A 20720-nucleotide genomic window follows, 5' to 3' on the forward strand; every position below is an offset into this window, starting at 1 on the left:
TTACATTATTTATAGATTCTAATATTTTAAGGTAAAACAGGGTGTTACTTGTATTAACCTAGAGTGTGAATAGGTTTTATTTGTTTTTGTTGTCGACCAATACTGCCAGAAGAATAACCACTGCTTTTGCAATCATCTGGTAGTAAGAAGATACGTCTAGTAGGTTTAGGGCGTTGTTTAGGAAGCCGATAATCAGAGCACCAATCAATGTGCCCATGATACGGCCACGACCGCCAGCTAAGCTTGTCCCGCCAAGAACTACGGCTGCGATAGCGTCTAGCTCATAACCCATACCTGCGGTTGGTTGAGCAGATGACAAACGCGATGCCACGATGATGCCTGCCACTGCAGCTAGCAGACCACAGATTGCGTAAACACCGATTTTTACTTTGTCTACGTCGATGCCTGATAGGCGAGTTGCTGATTCGTTGCCACCCAGTGCGTAAACGTAGCGACCAAAGCGTGTGTGGTTAAGTAGGTACCATACTGCTGCGAATACCACGACCATGATCCATACTGGAACCGGTACACCCATTGCGTAGCCAGTACCGAACCAAGCGAATGCGTCTGCTGTGTCTGTGAAGCCTGTTGAAATAGGACGACCATCTGTGTAAACCATGGTTACGCCGCGAAGTAGTGTCATGGTGACAAGCGTTGCGATGAAGGCTTGAACCTTACCCTTAGCGATAATCACACCACTAATCGCACCTAATGCTGCACCTGCTACAAGAGCGGTTGGTACTGCGATCATCACAGGGATTTCCATGCCAATCATGCTGGCTGCGAACGCACCACAAAGCGCCAGTACAGAACCAACACTCAAGTCGATACCCGCGGTTAAGATAACCAGCGTCATACCTACAGCGATAATTGCGTTAACCGAGGTTTGGCGCAGAATGTTTAGGATGTTGTCGACAGTAAAGAAGTTCGGGTTTAAGAAAGAAACGACAACAATCAGGAAGAGCAAAGCAATCAATGACTTTTGATCAATCAGCCACTCTTTGCTGATTAACGGTTTTTTCTTTGGAGCTTCAGTTGTTTTGCTCATGGTTTTAGTACTCATGCTGCGTCCTCGTTGATCTTTTTACCGACCGCACACGCCAGTAATAATTCTTGGTTTGCTTCTTTAGCATCAAATTCACCGCTTACACGGCCTTCATGCATCACCATGATGCGGTCACTCATTCCTAACACTTCTGGCATTTCAGATGAGACTAAAATGATGCTCATGCCGTCGGCTTTAAATTTATTAATGAGTTGGTAAATCTCTTTCTTAGCACCGACATCGACACCGCGCGTTGGCTCGTCGAGAATCAGTACTTTTGGTTTGGTCATCAAGCCCTTAGCGATAGCCACTTTCTGTTGGTTACCACCAGAAAGGTTGCCAATAATCTGTTCGCGCGTCGGGGTTTTGATGTTGAATAGCTTGATGAAGTCATCTACTGCAATCACTTCGTCTTTATGTTGGATTTGACCGCTCTTTGTTAGTAGGTCAAGTGAACATAACGACATGTTTTCTTTAACAGAAAGCCCTAGAACTAAGCCATCGCCTTTACGGTCTTCAGAGATGTAAGCAATGCCATTGGCCAAGCCGTCTTTCGGGCTTACAGGGTTGATGGTTTTGTTTTCAAGGTTGATGACGCCGCGTTCACTTGGAAGGGCACCGTAAATCACTTTCATCAGTTCGGTACGACCTGCGCCCATTAGGCCAGATACACCCAGGATTTCACCGCGTTTTAGCGTAAAGCTAACATCGTGAACACCAGAACCCGTCAGGCCAATCACTTCAAGACAAGTTTCACCGTGGCTCTGGCCGATACGTGGATATTGTTCCTCTAGCTTACGACCAACCATCATTTCGATTAGGCCATCTTCGTCGGTGTCTTTTACTTCACACTGACCAATGAACTTACCGTCACGAAGCACTGTGATGTCATCACAAATCTCGAAGATCTCTTTCAAACGGTGAGAGATGTAAACAATGCCACAGCCTTCATCGCGCAGTTCGTTAATCACCTTAAACAGAGATTCAGTTTCGGTATCGGTTAGCGCATCGGTTGGTTCATCCATGATGATGACCTTAGATTCAAACGATAGGGCTTTCGCGATCTCTACCATTTGCTGCTCACCAAGGCTCAACTGGCCTAAAGGTGTTTTCGAGCTGTGTTTCACGTTAAGGCGTTTAAGTAGCTTGTCTGCTTCTTGGTACATCTCGTTCCACAAGATACGACCCATGGTGCCAGTGATTTCACGACCTAAGAAGATGTTCTCGGCGATGGTCAACTCAGGAATTAGATTCAGTTCTTGGTGAATTATGCTAATGCCTGCTTGTTGAGAATCACGTGGCCCTTTAAATGCAGCAGGTTTTCCTTGGTAGGCGATAGTGCCGCCGTCCAAGTGATAAATACCTGTCAGCACTTTCATGAGCGTTGATTTACCTGCACCGTTTTCACCCATTAACGCCATTACGCGTCCTGGATAAACGTTGAGGCTTGCCTTATCCAGTGCTTTAACACCAGGGAAGGCTTTCTCAATTGAGTTAAGTTCTAAAATGGCTTGAGTCATGTCGGTTCCTTTACTCGGGGCCAGTTGTATTTGATTATTCTGTCTATGTATTGTTTTTGGTTCAGTGATGACACTGAGCTGTCGTTGCGTTTTGCTTGAGCTAAAAGGTTACGCCAGCTTGGAAAATAACATTTGCGTATGGTGTGCATTCACCGGTGCGAATCACTGCACGGCTTTCATGCGTTCGCTGTTTGAATTCTTCATGAGTGATGTAAGTAATAGAAAGCGATTTGCCACAACGTGCTTCTTCTGTCTTGATTAAATCAATCAGCGCTGCGTGGTTCTCTGGGCTTACTTTCGCAAACTCTTCTGCAATCACAACGCCTTCGATTTGAGATTCATCCAGCATGGTTTTTACCGTTTGCTGAAAGCTTGGGACACCGTGAGTCAAAGCAAGATCAATACGAGTTACGTGGTCTGGAATCGGCAGGCCCGCGTCACAAATCGTGATTTCATCTGTGTGGCCAAGAGTCGCCACTAGGTAAGAGAGTTCAGAGTTTATTAAAGTACTTTTTTTCATATCACGACCTATCGAAAAATAACGCTTGATGGGTTGAGAACAACTCAAGAAAAGCCATCGAAACGTTTCGATAGTGATAATAGTGTCTGATTTATCATTTGCACGTTTGATTGTTTTAGAGTGTGATAATGATCATCGAAACGTTTCGATGGGGCGTTTTTTGGTGATCTTAGTCACCGCCATTGATTGCATAAATCCTTTTACGTGGGTTCAATCGATAGCGCATATCCGAACTTACTAATGGTAATGATCTGGACGTTGGATGCTCTTAATCGCGCGAACACATTGCGTAGGTTATAGACTACGTTTGCAAGAACATGTGGTGACGAGAGTTGTCCGTCCCAACACACATCAACAATATGCTCTCTTGAAATCGGTTTTCCCACATTTTCCAATAACAAGCAGAGCACTGCTAATAGTCGAGGGCGCAAAGTGATTTTTTTCCTTGCTGGTTGGTAATCGTTCGAGCGTCGATATCAATGATTAAGCCGTTGAAGTCTATTGTGTGGTTCATCGTGTTTTCTGTTCGTCTTATTCTAAATTGTGGAGATTGAGCAAATTGGCCTGCTGTTGGAGCGGGTAATTATTTAAGTGTGCTAATGGTCGAAGTGGGCGGGTTAACTGACACGATCAGTGAGCCTATTACTTTTAAAGCCGAAGACAATACTTACCGATTAATTGCTGGTTACAAATTTAACCGCATTGTTTCGGTTGAAGCTCAATACACAGATTTTGGTGATATCGCCCTGAAAACGAAATCTGGTAATAAGGTTTTCACTTGGACACCTCAAATCTTTTCGGTAACGGCGAACCTCGGTTACACGTTTGATAATGGCATTCGTCCATTTGGCACTATCGGTCTGTCGACTATTGATCTAGACATGAAGCTTGCTGATGGCTCTCGCCCTTCAGGAGATGGTTTTGATGATTCGGGAGATGGCATCCGTATGGGTGTTGGTGTTGGATATACGCCACCTACAATGTCTTCGTTGAGCTTTCGCTTAGCGTACGAAGCCGATGCTTTTGATATCGAAGATTACGAAAATGGACACAAGGCAGAAGATACTGTTGTTCTGGATTCTTTCTACTTAGGCGCAATGTACACATTCTAAGTTTCATACTTTGCTAAACGGTAAATCGGTTTCTAAATGGGGCGTCGGTTAGCTCAACCCGTTTAGCTAAAGTGGAAGGCCGCAGTTTTTGACTGCGGCTTTTTTATGTTTAACTCTAGGCTTCACGAATATGAGCGGTAACAGACACGATGGCATGGTCCGTACTGAATTGGTCGTGTTCAAAGCTTGGATTGGTGAGGTGATGGTCTAACACTGTGTAGCTAGAGATCTCCATTAAGCTTGAAGAGTTCTGACAATCAAACTCGTTCGACATCAAAATGTAGTCCAGTACAGATCCAGAAGCGCCGTAGTAATGGGTTGGCTTTCGCTGTTCAAGCAAGTCTTCTTCATGCAGTTGATGGTAAAGATCCCAGCTGTCTTTCAAGCGAAAGTGGGATAGCCAATGCTTGCTGTTTTCGTCTCGGTTGATTGAGTAATTCAACAGCCCTTTAAACTCATCATTAAACAGTGGCTTATTAAAGTCACCCATCAACACAACAGGTTGCTCGGTTTGGTAGCGTTGGTTGGTGATGTATTGATGCAGCATCTGAGCTTCTAGACCGCGTTGGACACTTGATAGCCAAGAGCCAAGCTGTTCTTGGTGAAAACGAGTGAGCGTGTCACTTTGTGGTTTTGCACCTTGCTGAGTGTTGTCCGCATCGACAGATTCTGCTTTTGGCTCTGTCGGACGTTGTGATTTGAAGTGCACCACATAACAGTCGGTTGAACCTAAATGGGGTAACGTAATCGTCGTGTGAACAGGCGTTCTGTTGAATGAGAATTTGTCGTCAAGGTTGAATGCTTTCAGTAACTTCGAATCTGGCGTAACAGGCTGCACGTTTTCAATCGGGTAACGGGAAGCGATCCCAACGACTGGTGAGGTGTATAGGTAATCATCTTCAACGTTGGCGCTATCGACCACTGCAAAGTATGGATAACCTAGCTCGTTCATCAATAGCTCTAAAGATTGCGGGCTAAATATCTCTTGGAAGCCAATCACATCGCAATCTAATGAGCGAATCGCTTCAGCCATCCAATGTTGCTTCTTCTGCCATTCTTCGAAGCTGTAGATGTTCTCAAAATCATAATAAGCATTCGGTGGCTCGAGATAGTTCAGAAGGTTGAACGTTGCGAATGTTATTTGGTTTGGTTTGTTCAAAGTGTCATTCCATTTAGACCTAGGCTGCAAGGATACTCCAGTAAAAGTATAGTTTGTTGATTATTTAGAGCCTAAATTTCACTTTAGAAGCCAACCAAAGGAATCTTAGCCGTTGAGGCTTGTGTCATTCAGGCTAAGCAATCAAAGCTCACTGCATCCAATAACTTCGAGCGGTGACGAGTAATTTGTAAATAAACCGTCAGAGATAGAGTGCTGATGGTTTTATTAGTTATTACATGATGTTAGATTTGAACCTATACTTGATTTAACGGCATGCATTCAAAGCCGATAAATCAACTTGAATATAGAATTCATGACATTTGAAGGGAGAGTCAAATGGGAACAGTTTTTCGACGCAAAGCCTCGCAACGCACTCAGTTTTTCAGGTTTAATTTGAAGTCATGTGCAATCATGTTGCCGCTTATTGCTTTACAACCCTCCGTTACTTACGCTTCTGAAACCCAATCAACTCCTGCTGTCACCGTTATTGAAACCACACAACTGGTTGGTTTTGGTGAAGCAAAATATCCAGCCGACTTCACTCACTTCGATTACGTTAATCCTGATGCGCCAAAGCAGGGCAAAGTGACCTATGGCAGCATAGGTACGTACGATAGCTTTAATCGATTCGGTTCCCGCGGCGTTGCTGCAAGTTATACCGGAGAGATTTACGATACCTTGATGTTTTCTCCGAGTGACGAGATTGATGCGTACTATCCATTGATCGCTTCAAAGGTTCGCTACTCCAGTGATTTCACTTGGATGGAAATCGACATCAACCCAAATGCTAAATTCCAAGATGGCGAGCCTATCACTGCGCATGATGTTGCCTTTACTTTTGACAAGTTCTCAACCGAGGGCGTGCCTCAGTATCGTGTGTATTACAAAGATATTAAGTCAGTAAAAGCGGTCTCTGATTTGGTTGTTCGTATTGAAATGAACATTCCAAACCGCGAAAAACTGTTCAGCTTTGCGCAAAGCACTCGTGTATTACCGAAACATTTCTGGAAAGACAGAAAGCTGTCTGAACCTCTAAGCGAGCCACCAGTCGGTAGTGGTCCTTATAAGATCATCAGTTATAAATCAGGCCAAAGTGTTACCTATGGTCTAGATGAAAACTACTGGGCAGCTGACCTACCGGTTAACGTTGGTCGTAATAACTTCAAGCAAGTGCAATACGATTACTACCGTGACGACACGGTAATGTTGGAAGCCTTTAAAGCTGGGGAGTTCGATCTTCGAACCGAGAACTCGGCTAAGTTCTGGGCCAACTCTTATACGGGCGCGAACTTCGATAAAGGCTACATCATTAAAGAAGAGATTAACCACGAGAAGCCTGAAACGACTCAAGGTTTCGTCTTTAATATCCAATCTCCTGTGTTCTCTGATCCTAAAGTGCGTGAAGCGTTAACCTACGCGATGGACTTTGAGTGGATGAACAAGAACATGTTCTATGGTCAGTACAAGCGTACTCGTAGCTACTTCCAAAATACCGACTACGAAGCGAAAGGCTTACCAAGCGAAGCTGAAGTCGAGTTGTTGTCTCAATACAAAGATCAGATTCCACCGCGAGTTTTCACCGAAGAATTCCAACCACCCGTCACCGATGGTAGCGGTCGTATTCGTAGCCAAATGCGTACCGCTTTCAAATTGTTGAAAGAAGCGGGTTGGGTGCTGAAAGACAAAGTCATGACCAACGAAAAGACTGGCAAGCCGATGTCATTTGAGTTGTTGATTTACAGCCCAACCACGGAACGTATCGCAACGCCGGTTCAAAAGAACCTTAAGCGCATGGGTATTGAGATGAAGATCCGTACCATCGATACCACTCAATACATCAAGCGCTTGCGTGATCGTGATTTCGACATGGTTTCGTCGTCATTTCCCGCAAACCCTTATCCTAGCCCGAACTTAATGATCGTTTGGAACTCTAACTACATTGATTCTACTTACAATACTGCAGGTGTTATCGATCCAGTGGTTGACGCGTTAACAGAAGAAATTGCGCGTAACCAACAGCACCCTGAAAAGCTTCTTACACTAGGTCGTTCACTAGACCGAGTATTGCAGTGGAATTTCTACAACATCCCGCAATGGCACGTTGGCGAGTATCGCGTAGCAATGTGGGACAAGTTTGAGCGTCCAGATGTATTGCCTAAATACGATTTAGGTATCGATACATGGTGGATTTCAGAAGAGAAGGCGGCTTTGCTTCCTGAAAAACGTCGCTAGGAGTTAGTTAGCATGGCCGCGTATATATTTCGACGTTTATTGTTGGTGATCCCCACGCTGTGGGCGATCATCACCATCAACTTTTTCATCATCCAGATAGCGCCTGGAGGCCCGGTAGAGCAAGCTGTTGCTCAATTAGAAGGGCATAACTCTGGCATTATGGAGCGTTTTTCTGGTGGTGGACAAGAAGTTGATTTAAGTGAAAGTGATCAAGCGTCTGCCAGTGGCTATAAAGGCTCACGCGGGCTTGATCCTGAAGTGGTTGAAGAGATCAAAAAGCAGTTTGGGTTTGATAAACCGATTCACGTTCGCTACTTCGATATGTTGAAAAACTACGCGACCTTTAACTTTGGTGAAAGCCTGTTTAAGGGTGGTAACGTGATTGATTTAATCATCGAGCGTTTACCTGTCTCCATTTCCTTAGGGTTGTGGAGTACGTTAATCATCTATGTGATTTCGATACCCTTAGGCATTATGAAGGCGATACATCACGGCTCTCGCTTTGATATTTGGTCGAGCGCGGTGGTGATTGTCGGCTACGCGGTGCCGGGCTTCTTGTTTGCGATTATTCTGATTATCTTGTTTGCAAGCGGTAACTACTTCAGTTGGTTCCCATTGCGAGGGCTTGTGTCGAGTAACTTCGACCAGCTCAACTGGTATCAGCAAATTGGCGACTACTTCTGGCACTTGGCGTTGCCCATTTTCGCCATGGTTATCGGTGGATTCGCCACGCTCAGCATGCTGACCAAAAACTCCTTCCTTGATGAAATCAATAAGCAATATGTAGTGACTGCGAGAGCGAAAGGCTTGGACGAGAGCAGTATTCTTTATAAGCACGTTTTCCGTAACGCCATGCTGATCATTATTGCGGGTTTCCCAAGCGCATTTATTAGTATTTTCTTCACGGGTTCTATGTTGATTGAAGTGATGTTTTCACTCGAAGGAATTGGTCTGCTTGGCTTTGAATCAACCATTCAACGTGACTATCCCGTGGTGTTCAGCTCTCTCTATATCATGACCTTGCTTGGCTTGGTGCTGAGCATTATCTCCGACCTGACGTATACCTGGGTTGATCCTCGAATTGATTTTGAAGCGCGTTAATGGCGAACGAATAACAAGGTATTGATAATAAATGTTTAACAACCCTTTAGCTGAAGCTCGTTGGTTACGTTTTAAAGCAAACAAGCGTGGTTTTATCTCCCTTTGGATATTTACCATCTTGTTTGGCTTGAGCCTGTTCGCTGAGATCATTGCCAATGATAAACCACTCTTGGTTTCTTATGATAATCAGTGGTTTGTGCCTGTTATCAATGAATATGCCGAGACGGAGTTTGGTGGTGAGTTTGAAACCGAGGCCGACTACAAAGACCCGTATGTTATCGAGCTCATTGAAGACAACGGTTACATCGTGTGGCCAATCATTCCGTTTAGCTACGACACAATAAACTTCGATATTTCAGGTGCGGTGCCATCGGAGCCCGATTCGGTGAACTGGTTAGGGACTGATGATAAGGGGCGAGATGTATTAGCTCGTATCATTTATGGCTTCCGTATTTCCGTTCTATTTGGTTTTATTCTGACCATTGTATCGAGCGTGATTGGTGTCGTGGTTGGCGCAACACAAGGCTACTACGGTGGCTGGGTTGATCTATTCGGACAACGCTTCATTGAAGTCTGGTCTGGTATGCCGACCCTGTTCTTGCTGATTATTTTGTCGAGTTTTATTGAGCCGAATTTCTGGTGGTTGCTCGGGATTATGGTGCTGTTTAGTTGGATGAGTTTAGTCGGCATCGTGCGAGCGGAATTTTTACGCTGCCGAAACTTCGATTATGTGCGAGCCGCGCAAGCCATGGGTGTTGATGACAAACGTATTATGCTTCGTCACATGTTACCTAACGCGATGGTTGCATCGTTAACCATGATGCCGTTTATTCTTTCAGGCTCGGTGACCACACTGACTTCGTTAGACTTCTTGGGCTTTGGTCTTCCTGCGGGTTCGCCTTCGTTAGGCGAGTTGTTGGCGCAAGGTAAAGCTAACTTACAAGCGCCTTGGCTTGGCATTTCTGCCTTCGTCGTGCTTTCACTGATGCTTACGTTACTGGTCTTCGTTGGTGAAGCGGTGCGTGATGCTTTCGACCCGCATCAACAGAAGTAAGGATAGGTTATGACTTCAAATACAACGCCTGCTTCTCCGGTTTTGACCATAGATAAACTGTCTGTCGGTTTCGGGCGAAAAAACTCGATAGAGCAAGTGACACAAGATGTCTCTTTAGAAATATACAAAGGTGAGACATTAGCGCTGGTGGGTGAGAGTGGTTCCGGAAAATCGGTCACGGCTAACTCGATTTTAAAGCTGTTACCAAAAGGCTCGTCTCATTACTTAAACGGTAAGATCAATTTCTCTGGTACCGATATCCTGAGCTGTTCAGAAAGACAGTTGCGCGGGATTCGTGGTGGCCGCATCGGCATGATCTTCCAAGAGCCCATGGTTTCGCTTAACCCACTTCACCGAGTCGGTAAGCAGCTGGTTGAAACTCTTTCTATTCACCGAGGAATGCGAACCAATAAAGCTCAAGCCTTGGCGATAGAGTGGCTATCCAAGGTGGGTATTCGTTACCCAGAGCAGAAGATATCAGCGTACCCACACGAGCTATCAGGTGGAGAGCGTCAGCGCGTAATGATTGCGATGGCACTGATCAATGAGCCAGAATTACTGATTGCCGATGAGCCCACTACGGCTTTGGATGTATCGGTACAAGCGCAGATTTTGGATTTGTTGAAAGACCTACAGCAAGAGCTGGGCATGGCGATGCTTTTCATAACCCATGATTTGAGTATCGTTCGTAAGATTGCCGACAGAGTAGCGGTAATGAAAGACGGTCGTTTAGTCGAAAGTAACGACTGCCAAACACTCTTTAATGCGCCAGCTCACCCTTATACGCAAAAGCTTATCAACTCTGACCCAAAAGGGTTACCAGTACCTGTTTCTCCTGACAGTAAGCCTTTGCTTGATGTGGACCAACTTCGTGTTTGGTTCCCCATTACGGGTGGCTTATTTAAGCGCACAATTTCGCATATAAAGGCAGTGACTGATATGGAGTTCACCTTGAAAAAAGGGCACTCCATCGGTTTAGTGGGTGAGAGTGGTTCTGGTAAATCGACAACCGGTATGGCAATCCTCAAATTGGTTGAAAGTGAAGGCTCGATTACCTACGCTGACGAACAAATTCAAGGCTTAAACCGCCAGCAGATGCTACCGTTTCGAAGCCGTATGCAAGTGGTATTTCAAGACCCATTCTCGGCATTGAACCCTCGAATGTCGGTCGCTCAAGTGATTGGTGAGGGGTTATTGGTACATCAGCAATTGGACGATACTGAACTTGATCTACGCATCTGTGACGTAATGAAAGAGGTCGACCTCGACCCTGAAACTCGTCATCGTTACCCTAACGAGTTTTCTGGCGGGCAGAGGCAACGTATCGCGATTGCACGTGCTTTGATTTTAAAGCCAGAGTTTATCCTGCTCGATGAACCAACATCGTCATTGGACAGAACCGTTCAAGCTCAAGTATTGGATTTGCTGAAGTCACTTCAAGAAAAGTATGGCCTGACCTATTTGTTTATCAGTCATGATCTGAATGTCGTGAAATCCTTGTGTCATTACACCATCGTCATGAAAGCTGGCGAGGTAATAGAGAAGGGCGACACTGAGACTTTGTTTGGTAATCCGCAGCATGAATATACTAAGCAGTTGGTGAGTCTTTCGAATGTTGGTGGTGTTTTATAACGCAGAGGGTTTGTTTAAAACAAATGGGCTCTGGTTGAATTCAACATGGTCATTTCGTTGTTTTAAGATTACACTGCGCCCAATATTTCAGAAGTACATATTTAGGTAGAGGTCACCATGGACCAAGAACATTACGAAGACGCTGATTACGAAGGCCAAGAGCTGGGCGAAGAAGGCGAAGAGATTGAAATTGAAGCAATTGGTATTGATGTTTCATCACAGCCAATCGAGCTCTACAAAGTGTTTAAAATTGCTAACCTAGTGAGTGGTGGCGGTGAAGCTAAGCACATCATCTCTGAAGGCTACGTAGCGGTAAATGGTGAGCTAGAAACCCGTAAGCGTCGTAAAATGTACGATGGCGACTTCTTTGAATTCAACCAAGAATACTATGTAGTGGTGTGTGATCAGCCAGTACAAGAAGAATCAGAAAAGCCGAAAAAGAAAGAAACGCCTAAAAAAGAGAACAAGGCGAAGAAAGGTCAGTCTAAAAAGGATTCTAAGAAGAAGGAATCTAAGAAAAGCAAAGCAGAAATGCTAAGCGCAAAGGCTGAACCAAAGAAAGAGAAAAAAGAGAAGAAACCGAAAAAGAAAGCGGATACGCCAAAGCCAACACGTGATGACAAAAGCGGCCGTAATTCGATTGAGTTCTTTTAAACTACAGTTCTAAACGACTGCTCTAAACTGCTTTTCTAAAACGAATCTTTTAAAACTATTCGTTTGAACATCAAGCAACGTTAGACCTAGGTTTTACGTTACGCAGATATCAAAAGGCTCACTAGTTAGTGAGCCTTTTTTGTATTTGTTTGCTAGCACAGCTAACGGCCAATAACGCTTATTCTCAGTGTCTTGTGTGAGAAGAAGTTAGCTCTGATGCACGTAACTGAGCAACGGCTTTCGCTAGTTCTAGCTGAGCTTGTGCAAAGTTAATGTCTATGTTGCCCTTGTTGATGTTCTCTAGAGCGGCATATTTCGCTTCTTCTGCGCGAGCGCGGTCAATGTCTTTACCATGCAAGGCCGTGTCGGCTAATAACGTAACCACATCCGGCTGAACTTCCAGCATCCCACCAGAGACATACAGCACTTGGCCTTCTGATTTAGGGTCTGTAACAAACACGGTTACGCCCGGTTTGATCTTACTGAGAAGCGGGGAGTGACCGGGGCGGATCCCCAGTTCACCGTCAGCGCCAGAAACGGCTAGGGCATACGCTGGACCTGAAAACAGCGTACCTTCCGCACTTACAATATTAAGTTGAAATGTATTATCTGTAATTCCGATAGCCATGGTGCACCTACCTCTTAGAGTGATTTTGCTTTGTTAAGCACTTCGTCGATAGAGCCACAGTACAAGAATGCTTGTTCTGGGATATCGTCATATTCACCGCTTAACAGACCTTTAAAGCCTCTTAGTGTTTCGCTTAGCGGTACAAAGACACCTTTCTGACCAGTAAACACTTCGGCTACGTGGTAAGGTTGCGTTAAGAAACGTTCAATCTTACGAGCGCGAGATACGGTCTGTTTGTCTTCAGTAGACAGCTCATCCATACCAAGAATCGCGATGATGTCTTTTAGCTCTTTGTAGCGTTGCAGCGTTGTTTGTACTTTTTGTGCAATGTCGTAGTGCTCTTGGCCTACGATCAGCGGATCTAACTGACGTGACGTTGAATCTAACGGGTCAATCGCAGGGTATAGACCCAGTGCCGCGATGTTACGAGACAGTACAACGGTCGCATCTAAGTGAGCAAAGGTTGTTGCTGGCGATGGGTCAGTCAAGTCATCCGCAGGTACGTATACTGCTTGGATAGAGGTGATAGAGCCTTGTTTTGTTGACGTGATACGCTCTTGAAGTACGCCCATCTCTTCAGCCAGTGTTGGTTGGTAACCTACTGCTGAAGGCATACGACCTAGCAGAGCTGATACTTCTGTTCCTGCAAGCGTGTAACGGTAAATGTTATCAATGAACAACAGTACGTCACGACCTTCATCACGGAAGCGCTCAGCCATAGTTAGGCCTGTAAGTGCTACACGTAGACGGTTTCCCGGTGGCTCGTTCATTTGACCGTAAACCATGGCTACTTTGTCTAGTACACCTGCTTCTTTCATCTCGTAGTAGAAGTCGTTACCTTCACGAGTACGCTCACCTACACCGGTAAACACAGAAAGACCTGAGTGGGCTTTGGCGATGTTGTTGATAAGCTCCATCATGTTGACGGTTTTACCTACACCAGCACCACCGAACAGACCAATTTTACCACCCTTAGCGAATGGACAGATAAGGTCGATAACCTTAACGCCTGTTTCTAGAAGCTCAGTGCTGTTTGCTTGTTCTTCATAAGAAGGGGCTTCACGGTGAATCTCGTAGTTTTCTTTCTGACCGATTTCACCACACTCATCGATAGGTTGACCAAGCACGTTCATGATACGGCCTAGCGTTTCTTCGCCGACGGGAACCGTGATTGGAGAGCCTGTGTTTTCAACCGTTAGACCACGACGTAAGCCATCTGACGTACCCATTGCAATACAACGAACGATATTGCTACCCAGTTGTTGTTGTACTTCCAATACTAACGAGCTTGCTTCGTCGCTAGTCACTTTCAATGCATCATAAACGCGTGGGCTGTTGCCGCCGCTGAACTCGACGTCAACCACCGCGCCGATTACTTTAACTATTTTTCCAACACTCATTCTTAAATCCTCAAATTCTGTTCTTGACCCAGTCTTTTCTAGCCCTAGACAGCTTGGGCACCTGAGACTATTTCACTCAGCTCTTGGGTAATGGCAGCCTGACGCGCCTTGTTGTAGACCAACTGCAAGTCATCAATGAGTTGGCCTGCGTTATCAGTCGCCGCTTTCATAGCGACCATTCGGGCTGCTTGCTCACAGGCAATGCTCTCAACAATGCCTTGATACACTTGCGATTCGATGTATCGATGTAACAGTTCTGAGAGTATGTCTTTGGGCGCTTGCTCATAGATGTAGTCCCAACGACGCGCTTTTTTAGGCTCACCACCTTCCTCAGAATCCGAAGGGTGGGGGAGCAACTGCAAGGTCGTTGGCGCTTGAACCATGGTGTTGACGAACTGGTTGTAAACGAGATACAAGCTATCGATTTTACCTTCGTCGTAATGCCCGAGCATCGCATTCACCGTACCTAAGATGTCTTCTAACTTAGGTGTATCGCCAAGACCTGACGTTTGTGCAATAACGTTGCCGCCGCGTTGGAAGAACGAGATAGCCTTAGATCCCACTAAGGTTGTTTCTACCTCGACTCCCTTGGTGCGCCATTGCTCCATTTCTTCTAACACTTTCTTGAACAAGTTTGAGTTCAAGCCACCACACAAGCCGCGATCGGACGAGATAATGATGTAAGCGACACGCTTAGGTTCACGCTGTTGCAGGTAAGGGTGCTGGTACTCCAGGGAACCCGATGCAACATGAGAGATAACTTTTCGCATGTTCTCGGCGTAGGGGCGAGTTAGCGTCATGTTGTCTTGAACCTTGCGCATCTTACTTGCTGCAACCATTTCCATTGCGCTAGTGATTTTCTGAGTGTTACTAACACTGGCTATCTTGGTGCGAATTTCTTTAGTACTTGCCATAATCTGCTCCTATTTGTTTTGATTTCCAGCTAACAAACCGGAGCACTTACCAAGCTTTCATCCCAACAAAACCTTCTAGGATCTCTTTAAGAGCACCGTCGATTTCGTCATTGTAATCGCCTGTCGCGTTGATTTTTTCGAACAACGCAGGGTTCTGACCTTTGGCATAAGCAATCAGCTCTTCTTCAAAACGGGCAATGTTGTTTAGCTCAACACCGACCAAGTAGCCTTTCTCTGCTGCGTAGATAACCGTTGCTTGCTCAGCGACTGACATTGGAGAGTATTGTTTTTGCTTCATTAATTCGGTAACACGCTCACCATGGTCTAGCTGTTTGCGCGTCATCTCATCTAAGTCAGAAGAGAACTGAGCAAAGGCCGCCAGCTCGCGATATTGAGCTAATGAAGTACGGATACCACCAGACAGTTTCTTGATGATCTTGCATTGCGCCGCACCACCCACACGAGATACCGAGATACCTGGGTCTACTGCAGGACGTAAGCCTGAGTTAAACAATTGGGTTTGAAGGAAAACCTGACCATCGGTGATTGAGATTACGTTGGTTGGTACAAACGCTGATACGTCACCCGCTTGAGTTTCAATGATCGGAAGCGCCGTTAATGAGCCAGTTTGACCTTTTACTTCACCGTTAGTGAACTTCTCTACATACTCTGCATTCACTCGTGCTGCACGTTCTAGAAGGCGTGAGTGAAGGTAGAATACGTCGCCAGGGAAGGCTTCACGACCCGGTGGGCGTTTCAATAGCAACGAGATTTGACGGTAAGCAACGGCTTGTTTTGATAGGTCATCATAGATGATCAGCGCATCTTCACCGCGGTCACGGAAGTATTCACCCATGGTGCAACCGGCATAAGGTGCTAGGTATTGAAGTGCTGCAGACTCTGATGCTGATGCCACGACTACGATGGTGTTTTTTAGCGCATCGTGGTCTTCGAGTTTACGAACCACGTTAGCGATAGTGGAGGCTTTTTGGCCAATCGCCACATACACACATTTGATGCCAGAATCTTTCTGATTGATGATCGCATCGATAGCTAACGCTGTTTTACCCGTCTGACGGTCACCGATGATAAGTTCACGTTGACCACGACCGATTGGCACCATGGTATCAACCGCTTTATAGCCAGTTTGAATTGGCTGATCAACAGACTTACGTTCGATTACACCGGGTGCAATCACTTCTACAGGGTCGAGTCGGTCACAACTTACTGGGCCTTTGCCATCGATTGGCTCGCCTAATGTGTTCACAACACGGCCAAGAAGACCGTTACCGACGGGGACTTCCAAGATACGACCTGTACCTTTCACTTTCATACCTTCAGATAGGTCAGTGTAGGGGCCCATAACCACCGCACCTACTGAGTGCGTATCGAGGTTAAGTGCGAGTGCGTATTTGCTACCTGGTAGCTCAATCATCTCGCCTTGCATAACATCAGCAAGGCCATTGATTGTGATGATGCCATCACGAACCGATACGATAGTGCCTTCATTGCGAGCCTCGGTGCTCACATTAAATTTCGAGATGCGTTCTTTGATTAGATCGCTGATTTCATTTGAATTTAATTGCATAATTGTTACCTATCTCGCGTGAAGTTGATGAGCCAATCGGTCAATTGATGTGTTTAAAGAACCATCGATAACGGTTTCACCCGCCTTGATGACCATTCCACCTACTAACGTGTCATCAATAACCTGCTTCATTTCAACCTGACGCTCTAATTTCTTCTCAAGTGCAGCTGTTAGTGACGTAACTTGATCTTGTGTCAGCATTTCTGAACTGGTGACAGTGACAGGCACTACACGTTCATGTTCGTCCTTTAGCTCGCAGTACAATTCAAACAGGTCTCTTACAACAGAAAGGCGGCCGTTCTCGGCCAAGACTCGAATAAGATTAATGACGTGGTCATCAACGAGTCCTTGGCAAATATGAATGATGAGGTTTGCCAGCTCTTCTGTTTGGTGTGTAGAAGCACCTTCTGCTGAAGAAATCTGACTAGCGATCGTTTCTTCTTCCGCGACAGCCACAAGAATGGACAGCATTGAGTGCCACTCTTGTAACTGGTTTTCACCTAAAGCAAATTCAAACGATGCTTTGGCGTAGGGATGAGCAATATTGGTGTAATCTGACATATTGCCTCTCCTTAGAGTTCGCTAATCATTTGGTCAACTAGCGCTCGGTTCGTTGCGGAATCTAGGTTTTTGCTAATCAGTTTCTGTGCACTTTGAATTACTGCGTCTGCCATATCTGCCTGAAGTTCACGGCGTATCTTTTGGCGTTCGCCTTCTAGCTCAGCTCTACCTTGTTCTAAGATGCGTGCCTTTTCTTGCTCGGCTTCTTGTTGCGCTAAGCTGATGATTTCATTGCGGCGTTTTCGGCCCTGTTCAACCAGTTCAGTCACATCTTTTCTTGCATCTTCGATGAGTTGCGCGCCATTTGATTTTGCTAGTTCTAGCTCTTTCGCAGCGTTCTCTGAGTGGCGTAAACCATCAGCGATTTCTTTTTGGCGCTCGTCTAACATCGCGGTGAGAGGGGGCCATACATATTTCATGCAGAGCCAAACAAAAATCACGAATGAGATTGCTTGTCCAAACATGCTTGCATTTAAGTTCATACCTTCCTCACTAAATCTTGATTATTTACAAATCGATCTTTCAAAGCGGTTTGATTAAGCCACGGCGAAGATGATGTATAGACCGATACCAACACCGATCATCGGTACTGCATCCACAAGACCCATCATGATGAAGAATTGAGTACGAAGCATTGGAGTAAGGTCTGGTTGACGCGCAACACCTTCAAGGTATTTACCTGCTAAGTTACCAATACCAGATGCTGCACCTGCTGCACCTAAACCGATCAGTAATGCACCTGCTACATATAAAACTGCGCTTACGATATCCATTTGTATCTCCGATAAATAATTTGTTAGTTAAATTTTTTAGTTATTAATTAGTGGTGTTCTTCTGTTGCCATACCTAAATAAACAACGGTCAGTACCATAAATATAAATGCTTGCAAGAATACGATTAATATGTGGAATAGTGCCCAAGGAACACTCAGTGCCCATTGCATCCACCATGGCATTAATGCGATCAGAATAAATATCATCTCACCTGCATACATGTTTCCAAATAATCGTAAGCCTAGTGATATAGGTTTTGAAATTAATGTTATTAATTCAAGAACTAAGTTAACAGGGTATAAAAGAGGGTTATCAAATGGCTGCGTAGTAAGCTCTTTGATAAAGCCTTTCAATCCTTTATTTTTAAATGTATAAGTCAACAGTAAGATAAATACACCGAGTGCCATCGACATTGGAATATTTACGTCCGCCGTTGGTAGATCTCTAAAGTGTTCTAGACCCATTGCACGACTTAATGCTGGTATGAAATCTATTGGTAATAAATCGACCGCGTTCATTAACAACACCCAAACAAAAGTGGTTAATGCCAGTGGCCCTATTAATTTATCCTCCGCTTGAAAAATCTCTTTTACTAGGTTGTTTACAAAATCAAATATCAGTTCGATAAAACATTGAAATCGACCTGGAACACCGCTGGTGCCCTTAGTCACTACGTATCGAAAAGCTCCAATAAACAGTAAACCCGTAATCCAAGATACCAACATCGAGTCGATGTTGAACGCCCAGAAACCATCACCTGTAGTTAAGAAGGTTAAGTGATGCTCTATGTATTCGTGAGCGGTAGTTACTTGATCCATACTACACGTACTCCGATCTTGTAGAGGCAGTAATAAATGGTGTTAAGAAGTACCCAACCATAGTGAGAATATATGCGTACAATATTACTGGGTTATCCAATTTGAAAAACTGGAACGCCAAGATAAACATTAAGAACGTATAAGTTATTTTCACGACACGACTCATTTGCATTAAGTCACGTAAACTATAATTAGGATTCTTGCGCACCTTTAGGCTTGCATATATAAAACCAAACAGCGGAGGTAGCATCGCAATTCCGATACCCAAAGCCGACGATTCCATATCTACTTTATTACCAAAAAACACTTCATATAAAACTACACCGACGGCTAATACTACTTGGCAGAGAACAACTCTTTTAGCAGCAACAAGAATGTCACCACTTATCCCATTAAGCCTCATAATAAAACCTTATATTTAACAGTGTAAGCTCATATAAAACACAGTTTGAATATGTCTTGCTACTCGCATTTACTTGTTAATAAAACTTTGCTTGTTAACAAAGAGATAATCTTGCTGGTTTTATATCTCCTGACGAAATAGAACGATATAAACTAGTTCGCTCTCGTTTCGACAAAATATAAACTACGCCTAAAATTATGTGATCAAAACGACAAATATTGATATCAATAATTCCATTTTTGAAATGAATGTTTTTCATTTATGAAAGTAATAGTTCTATCACTTTATTCATGAATATTTAAGATGCTTTATCCTTGTGAAAAGAGGGTCTTTTTAGAAGGGAGTAGCGAGCTAAATTTTCAACTTATGATCTTATCAATTACGACTATTCAAACACTTAGGTTCATTTACAAGCTGAGTTGTGAAGTGTGATTTTGGTAGGGGTTAAGCTTGTTTGAGGCAATGATGGAAGATCTGGTTTTTCTGGTAAATTAAACGTACGTCGCTCCTTATCAATAAGCGAATATTTTTTATATTGTCGTCAGCTTGTCACTATTTGCGTGCGCGAGAGTGAAAATTCAGCGCCTAAATGTTGATGATATAGGAGTGAAATGGGGGACTGGGTGTGCGAGAAGCATGGTGCGGAGAAGAAACACCGAGTTTTGAGGAAGTAAATGGCAGCAGAGCGCTGCCTAATTTACTTAATCTAGGCTCTCTTATGACTCTTCATAACTGAGGTATTGAATACATAAGTCATGGAAAGCCTGTGCTTGTGGCGAGATCGTACGATCAGACAGTCTGAAAATGCCGATTTGTCGTTGCAAGGGTGGGTCAATTAGCGGAATCCACACCAAGCGGGTTTCATTGGTTGGGAAAGCCAGCTTAGGTAGCGTGGTCACGCCTATCCCGAGCTCTAACACCGAAAAAAGCGAGGTAATGTTCTCGACAGAGTACAGGGCTTGTTCGCTGAGCATGCGCGCAGGTGTTGGGTCCAGTAGGGTGCAAGTCCCGTTACGAATGAAGGGCTGCTTTAACAAGGTTTGCCATTCGATTCCTTCCCGTTGAGAGGCGATAGGGTTATCTTTGAGGCACACCACACCGATAGGATCAGAAAGCAAAGGCGTGAAGTCGATGCTCTCTTCTTCTAAATGGGAGCTATTACCGAGGGCAACATCCACCTCGCCAGAGAGTAATCTTGCTTCTACCCCTGCCGCATTATCATCAATCAAACTCACTTCTACATTCGGGTACTGCTCACAAAATGCCCCTAAAACACTAGGGATGAGTTTTGCGGCCACCGAAGGCACGCTCGCTATTCGAACTCTTCCTTGTTGTCCTGCTGCCGCTGCGCGTAAGTCATTGTCTAATGCTTTGTAAACGTTCAGAAATTGAATGATCTTGGGCAAACATATTTCTCCAAAAGGCGTCAGTGTCGATTTGTTGCCTGTTTCAAACAGAGGTTGGCCGAGTATTTTTTCCAACTCTTTTATCGAAGTCGAAAGTGCCGCTTGCGATCGATTTGCACGGTGAGATGCCGCTCTAAATCCACCTTCTTCGACCACCAAAACGAAATGTTTTAACTGTTGTAGCTTAATACTCATGACTC

The 20720-nt window shown here is 44.7% G+C and carries 20 protein-coding genes and 1 pseudogene; 6 read left to right on the forward strand and 15 right to left on the reverse strand.

Annotation, left to right across the window (positions count from 1 at the left end; translation table 11 throughout):
* Positions 1–76: 76 nt before the first annotated feature.
* The 4 genes and pseudogenes from rbsC to A6D97_RS21600 all read right to left on the reverse strand — a co-directional run bounded on the left by rbsC (position 77) and on the right by A6D97_RS21600 (position 3599).
* Positions 77–1063: a ribose ABC transporter permease gene (rbsC, locus tag A6D97_RS13540; protein ID WP_017060855.1), complete on the reverse strand. Its 987-nt coding sequence runs from the start codon at positions 1061–1063 to the stop codon at positions 77–79.
* The gene (gene rbsA / locus A6D97_RS13545; RefSeq protein ID WP_065584612.1) at positions 1060–2565 is read right to left on the reverse strand and encodes a ribose ABC transporter ATP-binding protein RbsA; all 1506 of its coding nucleotides are present in this window, start codon (positions 2563–2565) and stop codon (positions 1060–1062) included. The genes rbsC and rbsA overlap by 4 nt, the downstream gene beginning before the upstream one ends.
* A 100-nt stretch (positions 2566–2665) precedes the next feature.
* A complete protein-coding gene (rbsD, locus tag A6D97_RS13550; RefSeq protein WP_065584613.1) occupies positions 2666–3085 on the reverse strand; it encodes a D-ribose pyranase in 420 nt (139 codons plus the stop codon).
* A gap of 200 nt (positions 3086–3285) precedes the next feature.
* Positions 3286–3599: pseudogene (locus A6D97_RS21600) on the reverse strand (winged helix-turn-helix domain-containing protein).
* An 85-nt stretch (positions 3600–3684) separates the two neighbouring features.
* On the opposite strand from A6D97_RS21600, the gene A6D97_RS13555 reads away from it, so the two are divergent.
* Positions 3685–4197, forward strand: a complete 513-nt coding sequence (locus A6D97_RS13555; RefSeq protein WP_065584614.1) for an outer membrane beta-barrel protein — start codon at positions 3685–3687, stop codon at positions 4195–4197.
* A 115-nt stretch (positions 4198–4312) separates the two neighbouring features.
* Here the strand turns inward: A6D97_RS13555 and A6D97_RS13560 are convergent, their stop codons facing one another.
* The gene (locus A6D97_RS13560; protein ID WP_065584615.1) at positions 4313–5356 is read right to left on the reverse strand and encodes an endonuclease/exonuclease/phosphatase family protein; all 1044 of its coding nucleotides are present in this window, start codon (positions 5354–5356) and stop codon (positions 4313–4315) included.
* Positions 5357–5692: 336 nt separating this feature from the next.
* On the opposite strand from A6D97_RS13560, the gene A6D97_RS13565 reads away from it, so the two are divergent.
* From A6D97_RS13565 to A6D97_RS13585, 5 genes are all read left to right on the forward strand, one after another.
* Complete coding sequence (locus A6D97_RS13565; protein ID WP_065584616.1) at positions 5693–7588, forward strand: extracellular solute-binding protein; 1896 nt, start codon at positions 5693–5695, stop codon at positions 7586–7588.
* Positions 7589–7600: 12 nt separating this feature from the next.
* On the forward strand, positions 7601–8689 hold the full coding sequence (locus A6D97_RS13570; protein WP_004730359.1) for a microcin C ABC transporter permease YejB: 1089 nt from the start codon (positions 7601–7603) through the stop codon (positions 8687–8689).
* 31 nt (positions 8690–8720) lie between these two features.
* Positions 8721–9743, forward strand: a complete 1023-nt coding sequence (locus tag A6D97_RS13575; RefSeq protein WP_017060847.1) for an ABC transporter permease — start codon at positions 8721–8723, stop codon at positions 9741–9743.
* Positions 9744–9752: 9 nt separating this feature from the next.
* A complete protein-coding gene (yejF, locus tag A6D97_RS13580) occupies positions 9753–11375 on the forward strand; it encodes a microcin C ABC transporter ATP-binding protein YejF (RefSeq protein ID WP_065584617.1) in 1623 nt (540 codons plus the stop codon).
* A 117-nt stretch (positions 11376–11492) separates the two neighbouring features.
* Complete coding sequence (locus tag A6D97_RS13585; protein WP_017064730.1) at positions 11493–12029, forward strand: RNA-binding S4 domain-containing protein; 537 nt, start codon at positions 11493–11495, stop codon at positions 12027–12029.
* Between the two features lie 184 nt (positions 12030–12213).
* Here the strand turns inward: A6D97_RS13585 and A6D97_RS13590 are convergent, their stop codons facing one another.
* From A6D97_RS13590 to A6D97_RS13635, 10 genes are all read right to left on the reverse strand, one after another.
* Positions 12214–12657, reverse strand: a complete 444-nt coding sequence (locus A6D97_RS13590; RefSeq protein WP_017060844.1) for a F0F1 ATP synthase subunit epsilon — start codon at positions 12655–12657, stop codon at positions 12214–12216.
* A 14-nt stretch (positions 12658–12671) separates the two neighbouring features.
* Positions 12672–14057: a F0F1 ATP synthase subunit beta gene (gene atpD / locus A6D97_RS13595; RefSeq protein ID WP_017060843.1), complete on the reverse strand. Its 1386-nt coding sequence runs from the start codon at positions 14055–14057 to the stop codon at positions 12672–12674.
* Between the two features lie 44 nt (positions 14058–14101).
* On the reverse strand, positions 14102–14971 hold the full coding sequence (gene atpG / locus A6D97_RS13600) for a F0F1 ATP synthase subunit gamma (RefSeq protein WP_017064727.1): 870 nt from the start codon (positions 14969–14971) through the stop codon (positions 14102–14104).
* Positions 14972–15017: 46 nt separating this feature from the next.
* Positions 15018–16559, reverse strand: coding sequence for a F0F1 ATP synthase subunit alpha (atpA, locus tag A6D97_RS13605; protein WP_065584618.1), 1542 nt, complete (start codon positions 16557–16559; stop codon positions 15018–15020).
* Between the two features lie 9 nt (positions 16560–16568).
* Positions 16569–17120, reverse strand: a complete 552-nt coding sequence (locus A6D97_RS13610) for a F0F1 ATP synthase subunit delta (protein ID WP_017060840.1) — start codon at positions 17118–17120, stop codon at positions 16569–16571.
* Positions 17121–17131: 11 nt separating this feature from the next.
* The gene (locus tag A6D97_RS13615) at positions 17132–17602 is read right to left on the reverse strand and encodes a F0F1 ATP synthase subunit B (RefSeq protein WP_017060839.1); all 471 of its coding nucleotides are present in this window, start codon (positions 17600–17602) and stop codon (positions 17132–17134) included.
* Between the two features lie 54 nt (positions 17603–17656).
* Positions 17657–17893, reverse strand: coding sequence for a F0F1 ATP synthase subunit C (gene atpE, locus A6D97_RS13620; RefSeq protein ID WP_004730405.1), 237 nt, complete (start codon positions 17891–17893; stop codon positions 17657–17659).
* Positions 17894–17940: 47 nt separating this feature from the next.
* Complete coding sequence (atpB, locus tag A6D97_RS13625; RefSeq protein WP_017060838.1) at positions 17941–18711, reverse strand: F0F1 ATP synthase subunit A; 771 nt, start codon at positions 18709–18711, stop codon at positions 17941–17943.
* Position 18712: 1 nt separating this feature from the next.
* A complete protein-coding gene (locus tag A6D97_RS13630) occupies positions 18713–19114 on the reverse strand; it encodes a hypothetical protein (protein WP_017060837.1) in 402 nt (133 codons plus the stop codon).
* A gap of 716 nt (positions 19115–19830) precedes the next feature.
* On the reverse strand, positions 19831–20715 hold the full coding sequence (locus tag A6D97_RS13635) for a LysR family transcriptional regulator (protein WP_017060836.1): 885 nt from the start codon (positions 20713–20715) through the stop codon (positions 19831–19833).
* Between the last annotated feature and the right edge of the window lie 5 nt (positions 20716–20720).

Origin of the sequence: Vibrio sp. ZF57, assembly GCF_001691235.1 — a bacterium.
In the GTDB taxonomy this organism is placed as follows: Bacteria; Pseudomonadota; Gammaproteobacteria; order Enterobacterales; family Vibrionaceae; genus Vibrio; species Vibrio crassostreae_C.

Excerpts from the sequence above, each read along its gene's own strand:
- A6D97_RS13610 (WP_017060840.1), bottom strand. The coding sequence starts at position 17,120 with ATGTCAGATTACACCAATATTGCTCATCCCTACGCCAAAGCATCGTTT.
- A6D97_RS13635 (WP_017060836.1), bottom strand. The coding sequence starts at position 20,715 with ATGAGTATTAAGCTACAACAGTTAAAACATTTCGTTTTGGTGGTCGAA.
- rbsC (WP_017060855.1), bottom strand. The coding sequence starts at position 1,063 with ATGAGTACTAAAACCATGAGCAAAACAACTGAAGCTCCAAAGAAAAAA.
- atpD (WP_017060843.1), bottom strand. The coding sequence starts at position 14,057 with ATGAGTGTTGGAAAAATAGTTAAAGTAATCGGCGCGGTGGTTGACGTC.
- atpE (WP_004730405.1), bottom strand. The coding sequence starts at position 17,893 with ATGGATATCGTAAGCGCAGTTTTATATGTAGCAGGTGCATTACTGATC.
- rbsD (WP_065584613.1), bottom strand. The coding sequence starts at position 3,085 with ATGAAAAAAAGTACTTTAATAAACTCTGAACTCTCTTACCTAGTGGCG.
- A6D97_RS13590 (WP_017060844.1), bottom strand. The coding sequence starts at position 12,657 with ATGGCTATCGGAATTACAGATAATACATTTCAACTTAATATTGTAAGT.
- A6D97_RS13630 (WP_017060837.1), bottom strand. The coding sequence starts at position 19,114 with ATGAGGCTTAATGGGATAAGTGGTGACATTCTTGTTGCTGCTAAAAGA.
- yejF (WP_065584617.1), top strand. The coding sequence starts at position 9,753 with ATGACTTCAAATACAACGCCTGCTTCTCCGGTTTTGACCATAGATAAA.
- A6D97_RS13565 (WP_065584616.1), top strand. The coding sequence starts at position 5,693 with ATGGGAACAGTTTTTCGACGCAAAGCCTCGCAACGCACTCAGTTTTTC.
- A6D97_RS13575 (WP_017060847.1), top strand. The coding sequence starts at position 8,721 with ATGTTTAACAACCCTTTAGCTGAAGCTCGTTGGTTACGTTTTAAAGCA.
- atpA (WP_065584618.1), bottom strand. The coding sequence starts at position 16,559 with ATGCAATTAAATTCAAATGAAATCAGCGATCTAATCAAAGAACGCATC.
- A6D97_RS13585 (WP_017064730.1), top strand. The coding sequence starts at position 11,493 with ATGGACCAAGAACATTACGAAGACGCTGATTACGAAGGCCAAGAGCTG.
- atpB (WP_017060838.1), bottom strand. The coding sequence starts at position 18,711 with ATGGATCAAGTAACTACCGCTCACGAATACATAGAGCATCACTTAACC.
- A6D97_RS13615 (WP_017060839.1), bottom strand. The coding sequence starts at position 17,602 with ATGAACTTAAATGCAAGCATGTTTGGACAAGCAATCTCATTCGTGATT.
- rbsA (WP_065584612.1), bottom strand. The coding sequence starts at position 2,565 with ATGACTCAAGCCATTTTAGAACTTAACTCAATTGAGAAAGCCTTCCCT.
- A6D97_RS13555 (WP_065584614.1), top strand. The coding sequence starts at position 3,685 with ATGGTCGAAGTGGGCGGGTTAACTGACACGATCAGTGAGCCTATTACT.
- atpG (WP_017064727.1), bottom strand. The coding sequence starts at position 14,971 with ATGGCAAGTACTAAAGAAATTCGCACCAAGATAGCCAGTGTTAGTAAC.
- A6D97_RS13570 (WP_004730359.1), top strand. The coding sequence starts at position 7,601 with ATGGCCGCGTATATATTTCGACGTTTATTGTTGGTGATCCCCACGCTG.